The sequence below is a fragment of the Pedobacter hiemivivus genome (assembly GCF_004331685.1).
In the GTDB taxonomy this organism is placed as follows: Bacteria; Bacteroidota; Bacteroidia; order Sphingobacteriales; family Sphingobacteriaceae; genus Pedobacter; species Pedobacter hiemivivus.
Genome location: NZ_SJSM01000007.1, coordinates 153338 through 170132 on the forward strand (window position 1 = coordinate 153338; position 16795 = coordinate 170132).

Consider the following 16795-nt stretch of genomic DNA (forward strand, 5'->3'; position numbering starts at 1 on the left):
TAATATGATTATGGTAAAAAAGCGTTGTATTAGTTTGCTAATACTTTAGTTACTAAGTCAGAAGCATCTTGCAGTGCGATAGCTGAGTAAACTTTCAATCCTGATTCATCGATCAGTTTTTTAGCTTCTACAGCATTTGTGCCTTGTAGACGGCAGATGATAGGAACAGGAACATCACCGATTTCATTGTAAGCATCAATAACGCCTTGTGCAACACGGTCACAACGTACAATACCACCAAAGATGTTAATTAAGATGGCTTTTACATTTGGATCCTTAAGGATAATGTTAAAACCAGCTTTAACAGTTTGTGCATTTGCAGTTCCACCTACATCAAGGAAGTTAGCAGGCTCACCACCAGCAATTTTAATGATGTCCATAGTCGCCATAGCTAAACCAGCACCATTAACCATACAACCAACGTTACCGTCAAGTTTTACATAGTTAAGGTTTGATTCACTTGCTTCTACGTCAGTAGGATCTTCTTCCAATTTATCACGCATTGCTGCATAATTTGGGTGACGGAACAAAGCGTTCTCATCTAAATCTACTTTAGCATCAACAGCGATGATTTTATCATCAGATGTTTTTAATACAGGGTTGATTTCAAACATAGCAGAATCAGTGCTGTCGTATGCTTTATAAAGAGCGGTAACAAATTTCACCATTTCTTTATGTGCGCCACCGCTCAAACCTAAGTTGAAAGCGATTTTACGTGCCTGAAATCCTTGTAAACCAACTTTAGGGTCGATTTCTTCTTTGAAGATCAAGTGTGGAGTGTGTTCAGCAACCTCTTCAATGTCCATTCCACCTTCGGTAGAGTACATGATGATGTTTCTTCCGGTTGAACGGTTTAACAACACACTAACATAAAATTCTTTGGTTTCTGAAGCTCCTGGATAGTAAACATCCTGTGCAACTAAAATTTTGTTAACCTTCTTTCCTTCAGGACCGGTCTGTGGGGTTACCAATTGCATACCTAAAATAGCGGTAGCTCTTTCTCTAACCTCATCCAGGTTTTTGGCTAATTTTACGCCTCCACCTTTACCGCGTCCACCAGCGTGGATTTGAGCTTTAATCACAACCCAGTCAGAATTGTAATCGGTTTTCATTTTTTTAGCAGCTTCTACAGCCTGCTCTACCGTGTCGGCTACTACACCTTCTTGTACGGCTACTCCAAAACTTTTAAGTATTTCTTTACCTTGATATTCGTGGATATTCATTATGCTGAAAAAATTTGTTCAAATCTACAACTTCAAAAGCTTTATAACAAATGACTGTAGGTATTTTCAGTGTTTATATTTTCAGTTTCAGGTTTAAGTTTTTTAATGGTCTTTTTAAACTTGAGTTTCATCTTTAACCAATAATTGCTGAAATTGACCTGGCCTGCCTTAAATAACCTCTTGTGGGCAAACCAAACTACAAGGGTAGTCGAAAAATAGAAAACCGTGTAAAAGTAATAGGAGATTGTTCTCATAAATAGGTTTTTATGATTGTACCGTAGACTTAGACGCTCAATCTGAAAAGTAATATGTGCAGCTTCATCAATTAAGATGTCGGTGCATATCTGTTTAAGTAATCTACATTCTGTAGCATCTTTTAAGCATTGATAAAATATTTGTGCAGTACTTTCTACAGTAATTACGGCAATCGTCCAGAATTCCATGTGTGTATTTAGGCCCCTCATTTTTCTAAATAAGCTGTCACCCCAATCTTTCTTAATCCGCTGTTCACCTATAAGATCGATATACTGGCCCAGGTTATTGCCATGTTTTTGCTCCTCCTTGATGAATAACCTTATGGCATCAGTATAATGAGGGTCATTAAGTTCTTTTGCATGCTTTGTTGCTGCATTTATCAGGTTGGTTCCTTCTGATGTCTCACCGAGTTGCCAGGCTTGTAAAGATGCTAAGATGTTGTTTTTCTCTATTCTTGTTAAAGTTGGACTTATACTCCAATCTATCCTTTGTTTTTTAAGATTTTGAGTAAAATAATTTATCCAGTACATGGAATTATGCATAGCTCCAGGGTTTAAGGTTGTAACCGGTTTTTAATTAAGTATTGATGTGTTTGCCAATCGCGGTAGTTCCAGGAAAGCCAGGTCGTCTTCTGGTACCTTTCAGCGAAGTAACCGATTCGGCGATCAAGTCGTCTTTGAAATTTGTCATTTTGTGTAAGCAATACAGCCTTTGGACTTTTTAGATCCGGGATCGAAGTAGCGTATAGGTTAGACCTGTTTTTATCTAAAATTGGCAGTGTTTTATCTGATAATGAAAACAAGTAGTCAAGATCGATACCAGAAGAGCTTGTATGATTGATATTGTATTTTGCAATGAGTACATCCCAGTTTATAGTGCTAAAAACGAGTAACAAGGCAAACCATATGTGTCCATTGATCTTAAAGAGGTAGAAAAGTGTTTTTTGTTTGGCAACTTTAATGTAGACTGTGGTTAGTCCAATTATACAAAGTATAGCAAATACCAATACACCAATTCTTTTATGCGTTAAACCTTGATATTCGATATAATAACCATCACGGATAAATACGGAGATGATGAGGATGAAATTCTGGATCATCCAGGCGAAAGCCAGGACTTTTAAAGTTTTGCTTTTGCTGTAAAAATTTAGGTTTCCTCTAAAAAAATAAAGAATTACCGCCATTGCCATGATAATACTGAAAATTAACGCATTAGTTCCCTGATGTAAATCTGCAGAAAAGTTACCTGAAGGTTTATAACCGAGCCATAATGTGGTAATATCAATTAGGTTTACGGATAGCAATAAAAGATTTAAAGCTACAAATGAAATGATGCCCGTGATGTATTCAGTTTTAAGCGCTAGTTTTTTAGTTAACAAATTAGGGCTGAATATCTGAATCATTTCACGCCATATTGTATGACGATTGGGGTCTTTTCTGATCCTATCTAATTTTTCCGTGCATTTTGATTCGGCTTTTTCCAAATTATGATTGAAAAAAGTAAAGACTAAACCACCAGTTACTATCGCTCCAAGACAGAAGTGTAGAAAGCGAACTAGCGTGATGTCTTTGAAAAAGAAACTAAAGATGTTACCTAGGAAGTTGGATATATTTAAGACGAAGGTATCCACGTAATGTGCAAAAACTTCATTTGCCACCATGTAAATAACGGTGAAAAACGTGACTATTATTATTGGAATGAAAACATATTTGGCAAATTTTAAAATCGGTTTCAGATTAAATTTACCAATACTAACTGTCGCTAAACTTTGAATAAAGTTAAATGGTAGCGTAATAAATTGCAAAGCGGTCGCAATAACGGCGGTAAATACAGTTCTGATTTGGGGGTAGTGGCTAAAACCGACGAACAAAATTAAGCTGATGTAATAAGTGACAATTGTCAAATCAGAATTGTTAATAACCACTAAAATTGCCGCTAACAGATGTGCGGTTGCATAGATCTTAAACTTGTAGCTTTTGGTAATATCCTTATTGAAATAGGTGATGGTAAGGATGTAGAGGCTATAAATTAAAAGATTCAATGCTAATCTTTCTGTCCAAAACAGATAGTTGAACAGTAATCCCCCAAAAAAGGTTGATAGGACTAAGAAGTTAGATTTATTTTTCATCAGAATATAATTTGATTTTTAATGGTTATGAAGCTATCATGAGTAATATTTGTTGCTGTTTGCGAGAGTTTACTCATGATGGTTTCATTTTATTTAGTTATAGAAAGTGCTTTGTGTTTCAAAGTGTGAGTGTAAAAAAATTAGATGCCCTTAATCATTTTCTCTAAAGCATCTAAATGCGCTTTAAATGCATGTCTGCCAAGCTCTGTAATGATATATGTTGTGTTTGTTTTTTTTCCTATAAATGATTTTTGAACTTTTAAGTATTCCGCCTGCTCCAAGGTGTTCAAATGGGAGGCAAGGTTGCCATCAGTTAGCTCCAGTAATTGTTTTAGTTCATTAAAACTAATGCTGTCATTAACTATTAGTATCGACATTACGCCCAGTCTGATCCGGCTGTCGAATATCTTATTAAGCGCTTCTATAGGGTTTTTCATTAATTCCCCCTTTCATATTTAAAATACATCAACATACCGTAAAAGATATGAAGAACACCAAAACCAATAGCCCAGAAATAAAGGCCATAGCCGATATAAAACATAGCGATCAATCCAAGGATAATTTCACAGAAGCCTAAAAAACGAATATCCGTATAAGTGTATTTACTGGCGTTAATTAAGGCTAATCCGTAAAAAACTAAGCAAGAAGGTGCAATTAATCCGTAGGTACCAGGGTGAACAAGAAGTAAGGCGATAATAAACAGGCCGCCCGAAACTAAGGGGATAGCCAAGTTTAGCAATAGATTTTTTGTGGTTCTGTCCCAAAATGGGAGTTTCTTTTTTCTGCTCTGTCTAAAGGTGAGTAATAAACCACCGATCAATGCAACAAGTAAAACACCAAAGCCAATTTTAAGGAGGTTAAATTCCAGATCCAGTTCCGTATAACTATATTCATTAGTAGCGTTTATAAAATTCGCTATCTCCAGATGGGCAAGATAAGCACCAACTAAGGCTGTAAAACCAGCAAAAACACCTGATAATCCGCTTAAAGAAATAAATCTGGACGAACGATCCATCAACTTTTTGATATCGTTCAATGCACTGAGTTGTTCTTCCTGGTTGTTCATTTTAAAAGTACTTTGTAATTCAAAGTTAGTTTATATTGGTTATATTCCAAATAATATTTAAGATTATTTGTTCTGGCATATTTGTTTAACCTTGCGTGATGTTTTTGTAAGTTTGCATCTATGCTAAAAGCCACAGGTATAAAAAAAGCTTACGGAAACCTGCCTATATTAAAAGGTGTGGATTTTGAAGTGTCAAAAGGTGAGATTGTAAGTATTATAGGGGCCTCAGGAGCAGGTAAAAGCACGCTTTTACATATTCTTGGAACCTTAGATAAGCCTGATCATGGAGAAGTAGAGTTGAAAGGAACAACGGTGAGCAAGCTTTCGGGCGAGTTGCTTAGCGTTTTTCGGAATCGTAATATAGGTTTCGTCTTCCAGTTTCACCACTTGTTACCAGAGTTTACGGCGCTTGAAAATATCTGTATTCCGGCTTTTATAGCCAAAACAGCAAAGAAACAAGCCGAGCACCGCGCTATGGAATTGCTTGAGCTGTTGGGATTAAAAGATAGGGCAGATCATAAGCCAAATCAAATGTCTGGGGGCGAGCAGCAACGTATTGCAGTCGCAAGAGCATTAATCAATAACCCTGCTATCATCCTTGCCGATGAGCCTTCCGGCAATTTAGATTCTGCAAATGCTAACGCTTTGCATGAGTTCTTTATCACCCTTCGTGATAATTTTCAACAAACATTTGTTATAGTAACGCACAATGAAGACCTGGCAAAAATAAGCGACAGGGTTGTGACCATGAAAGATGGCTTAATTATATGAGGATATTAATCACAGGCGGGAAGTCGGCCCAAGCTTTAAAACAAGCTAAACAGTTTACTTCAGACACTATCATACTTGCCGATTATGGCGATATGCCAAGTTTTCCATCGGCAACTTATAAATTCCTTTCCCTTGGCGAACGGAATGACGACATCATTGCACATAACTTGTTAAATCATTGTTTAAATGAAGGCGCAGATGCCATATTGGCCTTGAATGATTTTGAAATAGAAGAATTACTAAAGTCAAGCGTGTTGTTTAAGGAATTTAATATCGATATCCTGAAGCTAACTGATACAAACAAATCGACAGCATTATAATGATTTTTGAAAAATACCTACAAGAAAAGGATTCCTTTTTCTTTGAATTAGACAATGTAATCTTCCCTGAGAAAGATTACTTCTTGCAAGTGTACTACCTCTTTGCTCAGTTTATGGAGTATGGAGAACAGCTTAATGCAGCAGATGTGCTTAAGTATATGCAGGAAACTTATGAGAAAGCTGGTGCTGATGATATTTTTGCCAAAACGGCGGAGAAGTTCAATATACCCGAAAAATACAAGATTAATTTTGATATGCTGTTGCATAGCGCACGCCTGCCGCTTAAATTATTGATCTACAATGAAGTTCTGAATTTCTTGCAATCTATCGTTTTAGAACGCAAACAAATATTTCTATTGGTAAGTGGAAATCCGGCTACTCAACTCAATAAAATTAAACAAACTGAGTGGAATGGGCTTGAAAAATATCTTACTGTTTTTTTTACAGAAGAATTTGAACCTGAGCAGGATGCACTGAAATTGATCATAGAAAAGCAGGAGTTAAAAAAAGAAAGGGTACTGTTAATCGGAAATTCCAAATTTGCAAAAAGTAGCGCTTTGAAGTATAAAATGGATTATTTGGATGTAAATGAACTATTTAAGGTTTAATTACGTTTGTAATAAGTCGTATATTTAACTAAAATATTTCAAATGAAATCCATCATATGGTCGAGGAAACCAAATTTCCTCATAATGCTGCTTGTTATTGTGTCTTTCGCAGCATGTAGAAAATCTAAAGTAGAGCCAGAACAGGCTCCCGCTGTTGTACCTCTAGTTCTTGGTCCAAATACTAAACAAACGCCTACAACAGATAGAACGTTCCTTACAAACGATTCATTGTTTCTGTATGCCCAGCAAATCTACTTCTGGAATGATGCATTGCCTTCTTATGATGCCTTTGATCCAAGAAGGTATAAAACATCGCCAGACATTAATGGGTATAATCAAGAGCTTTTTGACATTACCAGGTTTAAAATAAATCCATCAACAGGAAAACCTTACGAGTATAGTTCCACTAATCCGTCAAGTACAAAGTATTCCTATATAAATGATATTTTATCAAATAATCCACAGCCAATTAGCAGTACTCCAGGGGCCGAGGCTGCGGTAGATTTGGCAGGAAATGGAAATGATATTGGTATTCGTGCGGTTTTTTATTTAACAAGCAATGTTGCTCCCAGGCCTTACTTATTATTTGTTACGGCAGTATACCCGGGCTCTCCGGCAGATAAAGCAGGCGTAAAACGCGGCTGGGTAATTAAAACGGTGAATGGCGCTTCAATAGGCGCTAGTTACGACAGTGAGGCTAGTAACGTTCTGGCATCGATGGATGCGTCATCAGTAACGCTTACTGGTAATAATTACGCGGATAATGCGCCTTTTAATTTAGCATTAACTAAAGCATCCTATAAAAGTAGCCCTGTATATGCTTCAAAGGTGATCATTAAATCTGGAAGAAAAATAGGCTACTTGTCTTATGCAAGATTTTCTGCATTGACTAATTTTGATACGCCAAGTGATCTGAGCTTAGACCCTGTTTTTGCTGATTTTGCCACACAAGGTGTTACAGACTTAATTATTGATCTAAGGTATAACGGTGGGGGATATATAGAATCGGCGACTTATCTTGCCAATTTAATTTCACCTCCAAGTTTATCAGGAAAGAAAATGTATACCGAAATCTATAATTCTACCATGCAAAGTGGTAAGGCGACAATTCTGGCCAAACAACCATTGCTAGATGCTGCAGGAAAGATACGGTATAGGAATGGTGTAATGTTAACCTATGCAGATCTCGATTATTCTTCAACAGCAGCGGTTAATAACACCTATTTTAATAAAAAAGGAAGTGTGAATGGCGTAAATAATGTCGTGTTTATCGTTTCTGGAAGTACCGCATCAGCAAGTGAATTACTAATCAATTCGTTGAAGCCCTATCTTAATGTAAAGTTAGTAGGTACTACTACTTACGGAAAGCCGGTAGGCTTTTTTCCAATTGTTCTTCAGAATAGGTATGAAGTGTTTATGTCTCTTTTTGAGACCCGAAACTCGAATAATGAAGGCGGCTATTATAGCGGGATGGTTCCTGATGTGACAAGTACTAATGATACGCCTACTTATCCATTTGGCGATGAACGGGATAGTTACACGGCTTTGGCGCTTAATGTACTTGTGCCAGGAGCGGCAACAGTAGCTTCTAATAAAACGAGCTCAGTGGACGCTAGAGGTGTGACTGTGCAAAGTGTACCATTTAACAGTGCAAATTTTATACCCTTAGATCCAAATAGCGAATTTGTAGGGATGATTGAAACACGAAAAGGTTTAAAATAATCTCTTCTGAAATATTATTGACACAATTGCATAAATCGCTTTGAAGTGTGATGTTTTTTTGTTTTATTGTATTTTAATAGATTAAAAGCACGTTTAGTTAAGATTTTAGCCAATATTATTATGTTAGGGGAATTAATAGAGAAAGAAGCGATAGACATCAGCCAAATCATTCATGCTGATCAGAATCATACCGAAGAATTAAGAGATAAATTAAATGCTGCCCAACGATTGGGAAATGAGTTTAAATCTAAGGCAGACATTACATTCAATACCAAAGAAGGACCGAGGACTGTTTCAACAACAGTATGGTCGGTTACAGCAGACTATCTTCAATTGAAAAGCGGAATACATATTCCACTAAACAGTTTGTTGGATATAGAATTTTAAGTCTTATTGTTTTTTCATTTGCAGCTTTTCGCGAAATAGCTGTTGTATATCACGTTCTTTATCGATGTTGTTAATGATCTCTAGAATAGAGTTGCTGGCATCGATAAAGAACGTTTTATTAATATTCTGATATTCATCACTTGCCTTGTGATAATCTTTATGGTCTTCAACACCAAAATAAATAAAAGGAATATTCTTGTCATTAAAAGCCGAATGATCACTCTGGTTGGTCCAATCGTTATGCCCAAGTTTTGGGTCATCATGTCCAAATAACACCTTCAATTTAGGGTTGGTAGTATAGAAGTAATTTTTCAATGAGGGGTACTTAAAAGTGCCACAAGCATAAAGCTCTCCTTTATCGTTGTGACTGATCATGTCCATATTGATGTTCATGATAATTTTATCCAGTTTTACAGGTGGGTTAGCAACAAATGCTTTAGAACCTTGCAAGCCCATTTCCTCAGCATCAAAAGCAGCGAAAATTAAAGTATGATTGGGTTTGTGATCTTTATAATAAGCAGCAAACTTTAGCAACGCAGCAACACCTGAGGCGTTGTCGTCAGCTCCGTTGTAGATTTGGTTGTTGATGATTCCTATATGGTCATAATGCGCAGAAATGACAATCACCTGGTCACTTTTACCTTCAATATAACCAATCATGTTTTTTCCATTAATAAGGCCTTTATTGCCATTTTTAAAAGAAAAAGGCTGTTCATAACCAGCTAGCTGAGGGAAGGGTGTTAGGCCTATTGACTTAAGTCTATCAGCGAGATAAACTCTTGCCATTTCAGCTCCCTTGGTATTCGTTTTACGCCCCTCATAACTGTCAGAAGATAGGATTTCCACATCTTTTAGCAATTGTTGGTCCATAGCAGTTGTGCCAGTGTTTTTTACTGTACCACAACTCAATAACAACCCTAAGGATATCAGTAGGTAAGTATTCATAGGAGTAAACTTCAGCATCATATAAAGGTAAATATAGTTACTGAGAAACAGGTCATCCTTTTTTTGTGAAAACTTAAACTCAACATTGCTGTTTTACATTAGTTCGTTTATAGGGGACGCATTATTGACCATAAAACAATTTAAAATGGAATATAGGCATTTAGGGAAATCTGGATTGCAGGTAAGTGCATTGTCTTTAGGTAGTTGGCTTACTTTTGGGCATCAGATTAGTGATAAAACTGCAGACGACCTCATGGGGATCGCTTATGATGCTGGGGTTAACTTCTTCGATAATGCAGAGGGATATGCTGCCGGAAAGTCGGAAATCGTAATGGGGAAGATATTAAAAGCACACAAATGGGAGCGTGAGTCTTTCGTACTTTCCAGTAAAGTCTTTTTTGGAACCGTAGATAAAGGACCAAATAGGGTAGGACTGTCCCGTAAACACGTCATTGAAGCTTGTAATGGAGCCTTGTCAAGATTACAGGTTGATTACCTGGATCTCTATTTTTGCCACCGTCCGGACAGAAACACACCTATAGAGGAAACTGTGTGGGCGATGAATATGCTTTTGCAGCAAGGTAAGATCCTTTATTGGGGAACATCGGAGTGGGATGCCGCTGAGATTATGGAAGCCATACGGGTAGCCAAACAGTACAACCTGATTGGGCCTACCATGGAACAACCACAGTATAATTTGATGGAGCGTAATAAACTCGAAAACGAATACTTGTTGTTGTTTAAAGAATACGGATTGGGAGCTACCGTTTGGTCACCATTGGCTTCTGGATTGCTCTCCGGTAAGTATACAGCTAAGAAAACGAAGGATACCCGGTTGGAACTGAAAGGGATGGAGTGGTTAAAAGATGCGGTTTTGAATGAAGAAAAGTTAAAGAAGGCAGAACAATTGCAAACTTTAGCTGATGCGCTAGATGTGTCCTTAGCTAAACTTTCCCTGGCATGGTGCCTTAAAAATCCGCATGTAAGTACTGTTATTTTGGGCGCTTCAAAAACAGAACAGTTGGACGAAAACTTAACCGCTTTAGAAGTGTTACCCTTGCTTACCGATGAAGTCATGGATCGTATAGAAGCTATCGTGCAGACCAAACCTAAAATTATACAGTTTTAACCTCAAAAATATGAACAACAGATTATTCATACTGGTACTTGGCTTAACGCTAAGCAGTTTGGCCTTCCAGCTAAAAGCACAATTACGTGATGAAATGGGGTTTGGTGTTAGGGCCGGTGTCAATTTAATGAATATGCATCAGATAACATTTGGAAGTCAGGGTTATAAGACAAATGCTGAACTCGGCTTCCAGGTTGGGGTATACGGAGATTTGCCAATAGCAAAAAGCCTTACCTTTCTTCCAGAACTGTACTATATTCAGAAAAATGCCAAATTTCAGCAAAATGCAGCTGATAAAGTTAATATGAAGTTTTCCTATCTGGAGCTTCCTGTGTTAATTGGCTACAAACCTATATCCGACTTAACGTTTTTTATTGGTCCCGAACTTTCATTGCTATTAGCGCAGAAAACGACTTTTACGGTGGATGCAGAACAAGTTAATGAGGATACCAGTCTTAAAAATTACCGTAAATTTATTGCTGGAGCAGCAGTAGGGATCGGTTATAACATTACCCCTGATGTCAATGTAACTGTAAGGTATTCGACAGATTTTCAAGAAGCACTTACAGATGGGGCGACTAACCTCAAGAATAAAGGCTTTGCCTTATCTATGGGGTATACTTTTTAAGCGGGTGATCCTGATCACCCGCCTATATGCTTAATAATAAGTCAGCCTTACTACTCCTGCCATTTTCTTAGCCAGGCGGATCACCTGTCTAGTGTAGCCATATTCATTGTCATACCATGCATAAAGCACGATAGACTTATTATCTTTTGCAATAATTGTAGCAGGACCGTCGATAATAGAAGCATGACTGTTTCCAATTAAATCAGTGCTCACCAACTCATTCGAGATCGAATATTCAATCTGCTCAGTTAAGTCACCAAATAAAGATGCCTGTTTCAATATCTCCGAAACCTCCTCTTTTGAGGTTACCTTGTTTAAAGATAGGTTTAATATGGCAAGCGATACATTAGGTGTAGGAACGCGTACTGCATTTCCTGTTAATTTGCCACCTAAATGCGGGATCACTTTAGCTACAGCTTTATCTGCACCAGTTTCAGTAATCACCAGGTTTAGCGCTGCCGATCGGCCTCTACGATATTTTTTATGGTAGTTGTCCAGTAAATTCTGGTCATTCGTATAAGAATGTACCGTTTCAATATGTCCTTTTTCAATACCAAAAGCATCGTCCACTATTTTAAGCACAGGAACAATGGCATTTGTAGTACAAGAAGCATTTGATAGAATGGTTTCTTTTTTGAAATCAATGTCACGGTCATTAATACCTGCAACCACGTTAGGGATATCGCCTTTAGCAGGTGCGGTCAATAAAACTTTACTGATGCCCTTAGATTTTAAGTGCTTACCTAAGCCCTCTCGGTCGCGATAAATTCCAGTATTGTCTATTAGAAGCGCGTCCTTAATATCATAAGCAGTGTAGTCTACCGATTCCGGTGATTCTGCCTGTATGAAATAAATAGTCTGGCCATTGATGATTAAAGCTTTGTTCGCAAAATCTTCAACGATGGTACCAGTAAAAGGACCGTGGATGGAATCCGTACGTAATAATTCACCTCTTTTTATCAATTCCTCATCGCTATAACTACGGGTTACAATTGCTCTTAAGCGTAGTTGCTCCCCTTTACCAGCTTGCAAGATCAGCTCGCGAGCGGCAATTCTGCCAATACGACCAAAGCCAAATAAAACCACATCTTTAGGTTTTAAGCTGATTTTATCTTTACCGATGTGTTTGCTTAATTTGTGGACTACAAAGTCATTAATAGAAGGGTAGTTGTTATTGTCTTCCAGCCATTCCGAAGCCAGTCGGCCAACGTCCACTCTCGAAGGAGCTAAGTTGCATTTGGCAATAGTAGTGGCTAATTCTAAAGTTTCGTAAATGCTGATGTCTTTTCCACTTACTTCTTTTGCATACTGGTGGTGTGCAAGAATCTCGCTGCTGCCTACATCAAATAAAGGTTTTCGGAATAATACCAGTTCAACAGATCTGTCGAACCAAAGCTGGCCCACGATATTGATTAATTCAATAGCTTTCTTTTCTTTTTCAATCCAGTTTTGGAACTCGGATTGGTACTTCTTTAACATACTAGGAAATTTTGGTTAGAATGCTGCAAAAGTAAAAAAGATTGAGTGAGTACCCAATCTTTTTTACTTATATATTTCTTAAATCTTTTTTACCTATTATCCAAGGTATGATTTTAATATTTTGCTTCTTGAAGTATGACGTAGACGTTGTAATGCTTTATCTTTAATCTGACGAACACGTTCGCGGGTCAAGTTAAATTTCTCACCAATCTCTTCTAATGATAATGGGTGGTTTGTACTTAATCCAAAGAATAAAACGATGATTTCACGCTCACGTTCAGTTAAAGTAGACAATGAACGTTTAATTTCTTCAGAAAGTGACTCATTAATTAAGCTACTATCTGTATTTGGCTCATGATTCTCTAATACATCCAACAAAGTGTTTTCTTCACCTTGTACAAAAGGAGCATCCATAGATACGTGGCGACCAGAGTTACTTAAAGTATCAGAGATTTTATCAACTGTAGTCTCTAGGATGTCTGCTAATTCTTCAGGAGAAGGCTCACGCTCAAATTCTTGTTCTAATTTTGAGAATGCCTTACTGATTTTACTTAAAGAGCCTACCTGATTTAATGGTAAACGTACAATACGACTTTGTTCAGCGATAGCTTGCAAAATAGACTGACGAATCCACCAAACAGCATATGATATAAATTTGAAACCTTTAGTCTCATCAAAACGCTTAGCGGCTTTAATTAAACCCAGGTTACCTTCATTAATTAAATCTCCTAATGTTAAACCCTGATTTTGATATTGCTTAGCAACTGAAACCACAAAACGTAAGTTAGTCTTTGTTAAGCGTTCTAATGCAGCTTGATCTCCCTCTCGTATCTTCCTTGCTAATATTACTTCTTCTTCTGCGGTGATTAAATCCACTTTACCAATCTCGTGAAGGTATTTGTCTAATGATTGACTTTCGCGATTGGTAATTGATTGCGTGATTTTGAGTTGTCTCATTTATATGTTTTGGTACTCGTTATGTGTTTTGAACGTGCAAAAGTAAGAATTTTTAGGGGTTTTTAAAAGATAAATTCCTGAAAATGTTACACTTTACACTAGTAATTTCTATAATATTTATGCAGCAAAAATTATTCCAAAATACTTTTGTCAGTGTTTTATTTTTGTCACCTTAAATATGGAAAAATTGGTGATATACAGTACTGTGCATGGATTGATAATTATATGCGGCCGAATAATTTATGTAACGTTATTGATGGAGTCTATAAAATGAGGAAATACTTGATGAAAAAAAGAGATTGTACAATTTTGGTACAGTCTCTTAAATTCTATCGATTGGGCTATTAGGTTAAATCTGAAACTTCAGCCTCCGGCGCATTTTTCTTGACAGATTCAATACCATTTTCACGGCTTGATTCATTTTCATACATCTCACTGGTTCCAATAACTTGTCCATTACTAGCCTTTAGGTTGAAATAAGGCTTGTCGTTGGTTGAAGTTTTTCTTTCGAATTTACTGTCATCCTTTGAGTTTCTTTTAACTGACTCTATGCCATTCTGACAAGCGCCTTTACTGGTATAGCCTTCGCTGGTTAAAATAACCTGACCATTACCAGCTTTTAGATCGAACTGGAAATCCCCATTTTTTCTTGTCTTGATTTCAAATTTACCCATAATTTTTTCTTTCTTAGTTTTTATTTAGGTTGACTTTATAACCTAATTTATGAAAAACAAATATTAAAGAGAAAAGATTTGGTTAAATGCTATTTAAATCAAAAGTGCGGTCAAGCCTGATGCCTTTTTCTGTATGCTGTAAAGTACAACATTCATTAACTGGATCATGCTCCAGGTATAAAATGTATTGTTTGTCAGTCGCTTCCTGTAAGAAAGCCTTTTTCTCCTTCAGTGTTTGTAAAGGAAACATGTCATAGGCCATTACATAGGGTAGGGGTATATGTCCAACCGAAGGTAAAAGGTCGGCCATGTAAACAATAGTCTTATCTTTATACTGTATTTGCGGCAGCATCATCGCATCGGTATGTCCATAAGCAAAACGGATATTTATCCCTTCGTGAAATTCTACGCCGTCTTTATCGGCAACAAATCTAAGCTGTCCACTTTCCTGTATCGGTAAAATATTCTCTCTTAAAAACGAAGCTTTCTCTCTGTCATTCGGATTTAGAGCCCAATCCCAATGTTGAGCATTGCTCCAATAAAAAGCATTTTTAAAAGCAGGACGAAGTCTGTTGTCAATTCTAACTATTGAACCACCGCAATGGTCAAAATGTAAGTGTGTTAAAAATACATCCGTAATGTCATCCCTGCTAAAACCTTTTGCAGCTAATGATTTATCTAGTGTATCATCACCATGCAAATAATAATGCCCTAAAAACTTCTCATCCTGTTTGTCACCAATTCCATTGTCAATCAATATCAATCGGTCACCGTCCTCAATTAACAAGCAACGCATGGCCCAGGTGCATAAATTATTAGCATCTGCTGGATTACTACGTTGCCATATAGATTTTGGTACTACGCCAAACATAGCGCCACCATCCAATTTAAACAAGCCAGTATTTATTGTATGTAAATTCATGTTTTAGGATTAAAGATTAAGGAACAAAGAGTAAGGATTAAAAGAATAAAGATAAAAAGAAAAGGAGCAAAGATTTGAACATTTAGTCCTTAATCTTTGCTCCTTTATCCTTATTCAATATAAGCTTCTTTGCTTAACTACAAGTGAATCACTTCACCATAAGCATCAGCAGTTGCTTCCATAATGGCTTCGCTCATTGTTGGATGCGGGTGTACTGATTTTAACATCTCATGACCAGTAGTTTCTAATTTACGGGCGACAACAATTTCTGCAATCATTTCCGTAACGTTAGCACCAATCATGTGAGCGCCTAGTAATTCGCCATATTTAGCGTCATAGATCACTTTTACAAAACCATCTTTTACACCAGCAGCACTAGCTTTACCTGAAGCAGAGAATGGGAATTTACCAATCTTCACTTCATAACCAGCGGCTTTAGCAGCTTTCTCAGTATAACCTACAGAAGCAATCTCTGGACTGCAGTAAGTACATCCAGGGATGTTGTTATAATCTAAAGGCTCAGGTTTATGACCAGCAATTTTCTCTACACAGATGATACCTTCAGCAGAAGCAACGTGCGCAAGCGCTTGTCCTGCAACGATATCACCAATTGCATAATAACCTTTTACCGAAGTGTTGTAAAATTCGTCAACTACAACTTTACCTTTTTCTGTTTTAATACCTGTTTCTTCTAAACCAATGTTTTCAATATTTGCAACAACACCAGCGGCAGAAAGTACGATATCACACTCTAAAGTTTGCATACCTGAAGCTGTTTTAACCTGAACTTTACAGCCAGCACCACTTGTGTCCACAGATTCAACACTTGACGAAGTCATGATGTCAATACCTGCTTTTTTGAAGCTGCGCAACAATTGTTTAGAGATATCTTCATCCTCAACAGGAACTACATTGTCCATAAACTCAACAATGGTAACTTTAGTTCCAAGCGTAGCGTAGAAATAAGCAAACTCAACACCAATAGCACCAGAACCAACAACAACCATTGATTTTGGTTGCTCAGGCAATACCATTGCTTGTCTGTAGCCGATCACTTTTTTACCGTCTTGTTTAAGGTTAGGTAATTCTCTTGATCTTCCTCCAGTAGCTAATATAATACTGGTTGCTGTATATTCTTTCTGAGAACCGTCAGCAGCTTTAACCTCTACTTTATTTCCAGGTTTAGCTTTTCCGGTGCCCATGATCACATCAATTTTGTTCTTCTTCATTAAGAATTGAACACCTTTGCTCATGCCATCAGCAACACCACGACTGCGTTTAATAACAGCAGCAAAGTCTGCTTCAGCTTCAGCGGTTTTAATACCGTAATCAGCAGCATGGTTAATATATTCAAATACTTGAGCACTTTTTAATAATGCTTTAGTAGGTATACAGCCCCAGTTAAGGCATATTCCACCCAAAGATTCGCGTTCAACTACTGCAGTTTTTAAACCCAACTGAGAAGCTCTGATCGCAGCCACATATCCACCAGGACCGCTGCCTATTACTATTACATCGTAGTTCATATCTTTAATAAAGGAATTTAACTTAGTAAAGCGCCAAAATTAAAAAAAAATGTTC

The 16795-nt window shown here is 37.2% G+C and carries 18 protein-coding genes; 7 read left to right on the top strand and 11 right to left on the bottom strand.

Going from position 1 to position 16795, the window contains the following annotated elements; translation table 11 throughout:
• Positions 1 to 29 precede the first annotated feature (29 nt).
• The 5 genes from sucC to EZ444_RS13755 all read right to left on the bottom strand — a co-directional run bounded on the left by sucC (position 30) and on the right by EZ444_RS13755 (position 4672).
• On the bottom strand, positions 30 to 1223 hold the full coding sequence (gene sucC, locus EZ444_RS13735) for an ADP-forming succinate--CoA ligase subunit beta (protein WP_131609740.1): 1194 nt from the start codon (positions 1221 to 1223) through the stop codon (positions 30 to 32).
• Positions 1224 to 1264: 41 nt separating this feature from the next.
• Positions 1265 to 2020, bottom strand: coding sequence for a ferritin-like domain-containing protein (locus EZ444_RS13740; protein ID WP_131609742.1), 756 nt, complete (start codon positions 2018 to 2020; stop codon positions 1265 to 1267).
• 11 nt (positions 2021 to 2031) lie between these two features.
• Positions 2032 to 3606, bottom strand: a complete 1575-nt coding sequence (locus EZ444_RS13745) for a DUF4153 domain-containing protein (RefSeq protein ID WP_131609744.1) — start codon at positions 3604 to 3606, stop codon at positions 2032 to 2034.
• Positions 3607 to 3746: 140 nt separating this feature from the next.
• Positions 3747 to 4043 carry a winged helix-turn-helix domain-containing protein gene (locus tag EZ444_RS13750; RefSeq protein ID WP_131609746.1) on the bottom strand — a complete coding sequence of 99 codons (297 nt, stop codon included), beginning with the start codon at positions 4041 to 4043 and terminating at the stop codon, positions 3747 to 3749.
• Positions 4043 to 4672, bottom strand: a complete 630-nt coding sequence (locus tag EZ444_RS13755; protein ID WP_131609748.1) for a hypothetical protein — start codon at positions 4670 to 4672, stop codon at positions 4043 to 4045. The genes EZ444_RS13750 and EZ444_RS13755 overlap by 1 nt, the downstream gene beginning before the upstream one ends.
• Before the next feature lie 120 nt (positions 4673 to 4792).
• Here EZ444_RS13755 and EZ444_RS13760 point away from each other — a divergent pair, with 120 nt between their 5' ends.
• The 5 genes from EZ444_RS13760 (at position 4793) to EZ444_RS13780 (ending at position 8480) form a co-directional block, all read left to right on the top strand.
• Positions 4793 to 5443 (top strand): ABC transporter ATP-binding protein, encoded by a 651-nt coding sequence (locus tag EZ444_RS13760; RefSeq protein WP_131609750.1) that lies wholly within the window; start codon positions 4793 to 4795, stop codon positions 5441 to 5443.
• Positions 5440 to 5763: a hypothetical protein gene (locus EZ444_RS13765; RefSeq protein WP_131609752.1), complete on the top strand. Its 324-nt coding sequence runs from the start codon at positions 5440 to 5442 to the stop codon at positions 5761 to 5763. Before EZ444_RS13760 ends, EZ444_RS13765 begins: the two co-directional genes overlap by 4 nt.
• Complete coding sequence (locus tag EZ444_RS13770) at positions 5763 to 6371, top strand: HAD hydrolase-like protein (protein WP_131609754.1); 609 nt, start codon at positions 5763 to 5765, stop codon at positions 6369 to 6371. Before EZ444_RS13765 ends, EZ444_RS13770 begins: the two co-directional genes overlap by 1 nt.
• A gap of 42 nt (positions 6372 to 6413) precedes the next feature.
• Positions 6414 to 8093: a S41 family peptidase gene (locus EZ444_RS13775; protein ID WP_131609755.1), complete on the top strand. Its 1680-nt coding sequence runs from the start codon at positions 6414 to 6416 to the stop codon at positions 8091 to 8093.
• A gap of 120 nt (positions 8094 to 8213) precedes the next feature.
• Positions 8214 to 8480 carry a hypothetical protein gene (locus EZ444_RS13780; RefSeq protein WP_169472200.1) on the top strand — a complete coding sequence of 89 codons (267 nt, stop codon included), beginning with the start codon at positions 8214 to 8216 and terminating at the stop codon, positions 8478 to 8480.
• A 3-nt stretch (positions 8481 to 8483) separates the two neighbouring features.
• Here the strand turns inward: EZ444_RS13780 and EZ444_RS13785 are convergent, their stop codons facing one another.
• Positions 8484 to 9446 carry a M28 family peptidase gene (locus EZ444_RS13785; protein WP_225874730.1) on the bottom strand — a complete coding sequence of 321 codons (963 nt, stop codon included), beginning with the start codon at positions 9444 to 9446 and terminating at the stop codon, positions 8484 to 8486.
• Positions 9447 to 9570: 124 nt separating this feature from the next.
• Between EZ444_RS13785 and EZ444_RS13790 the strand changes: the two genes are divergently transcribed.
• Together EZ444_RS13790 and EZ444_RS13795 are read left to right on the top strand one after the other, a co-directional pair.
• Complete coding sequence (locus EZ444_RS13790) at positions 9571 to 10554, top strand: potassium channel beta subunit family protein (protein ID WP_131609757.1); 984 nt, start codon at positions 9571 to 9573, stop codon at positions 10552 to 10554.
• Between the two features lie 10 nt (positions 10555 to 10564).
• Positions 10565 to 11182: a porin family protein gene (locus tag EZ444_RS13795; RefSeq protein WP_131609758.1), complete on the top strand. Its 618-nt coding sequence runs from the start codon at positions 10565 to 10567 to the stop codon at positions 11180 to 11182.
• A 30-nt stretch (positions 11183 to 11212) separates the two neighbouring features.
• Here the strand turns inward: EZ444_RS13795 and EZ444_RS13800 are convergent, their stop codons facing one another.
• From EZ444_RS13800 to lpdA, 5 genes are all read right to left on the bottom strand, one after another.
• Entirely contained in the window at positions 11213 to 12661 is a 1449-nt protein-coding gene (locus tag EZ444_RS13800) for a glyceraldehyde-3-phosphate dehydrogenase (RefSeq protein ID WP_131609759.1), read from the bottom strand.
• Between the two features lie 96 nt (positions 12662 to 12757).
• The gene (locus EZ444_RS13805) at positions 12758 to 13618 is read right to left on the bottom strand and encodes a sigma-70 family RNA polymerase sigma factor (protein ID WP_062547391.1); all 861 of its coding nucleotides are present in this window, start codon (positions 13616 to 13618) and stop codon (positions 12758 to 12760) included.
• Between the two features lie 344 nt (positions 13619 to 13962).
• Positions 13963 to 14292 (bottom strand): YegP family protein, encoded by a 330-nt coding sequence (locus tag EZ444_RS13810; protein WP_131609760.1) that lies wholly within the window; start codon positions 14290 to 14292, stop codon positions 13963 to 13965.
• 82 nt (positions 14293 to 14374) lie between these two features.
• Positions 14375 to 15214, bottom strand: a complete 840-nt coding sequence (locus EZ444_RS13815; RefSeq protein ID WP_131609761.1) for an MBL fold metallo-hydrolase — start codon at positions 15212 to 15214, stop codon at positions 14375 to 14377.
• A 137-nt stretch (positions 15215 to 15351) separates the two neighbouring features.
• Positions 15352 to 16740 (bottom strand): dihydrolipoyl dehydrogenase, encoded by a 1389-nt coding sequence (gene lpdA / locus EZ444_RS13820; protein ID WP_131609762.1) that lies wholly within the window; start codon positions 16738 to 16740, stop codon positions 15352 to 15354.
• Positions 16741 to 16795: the final 55 nt, after the last annotated feature.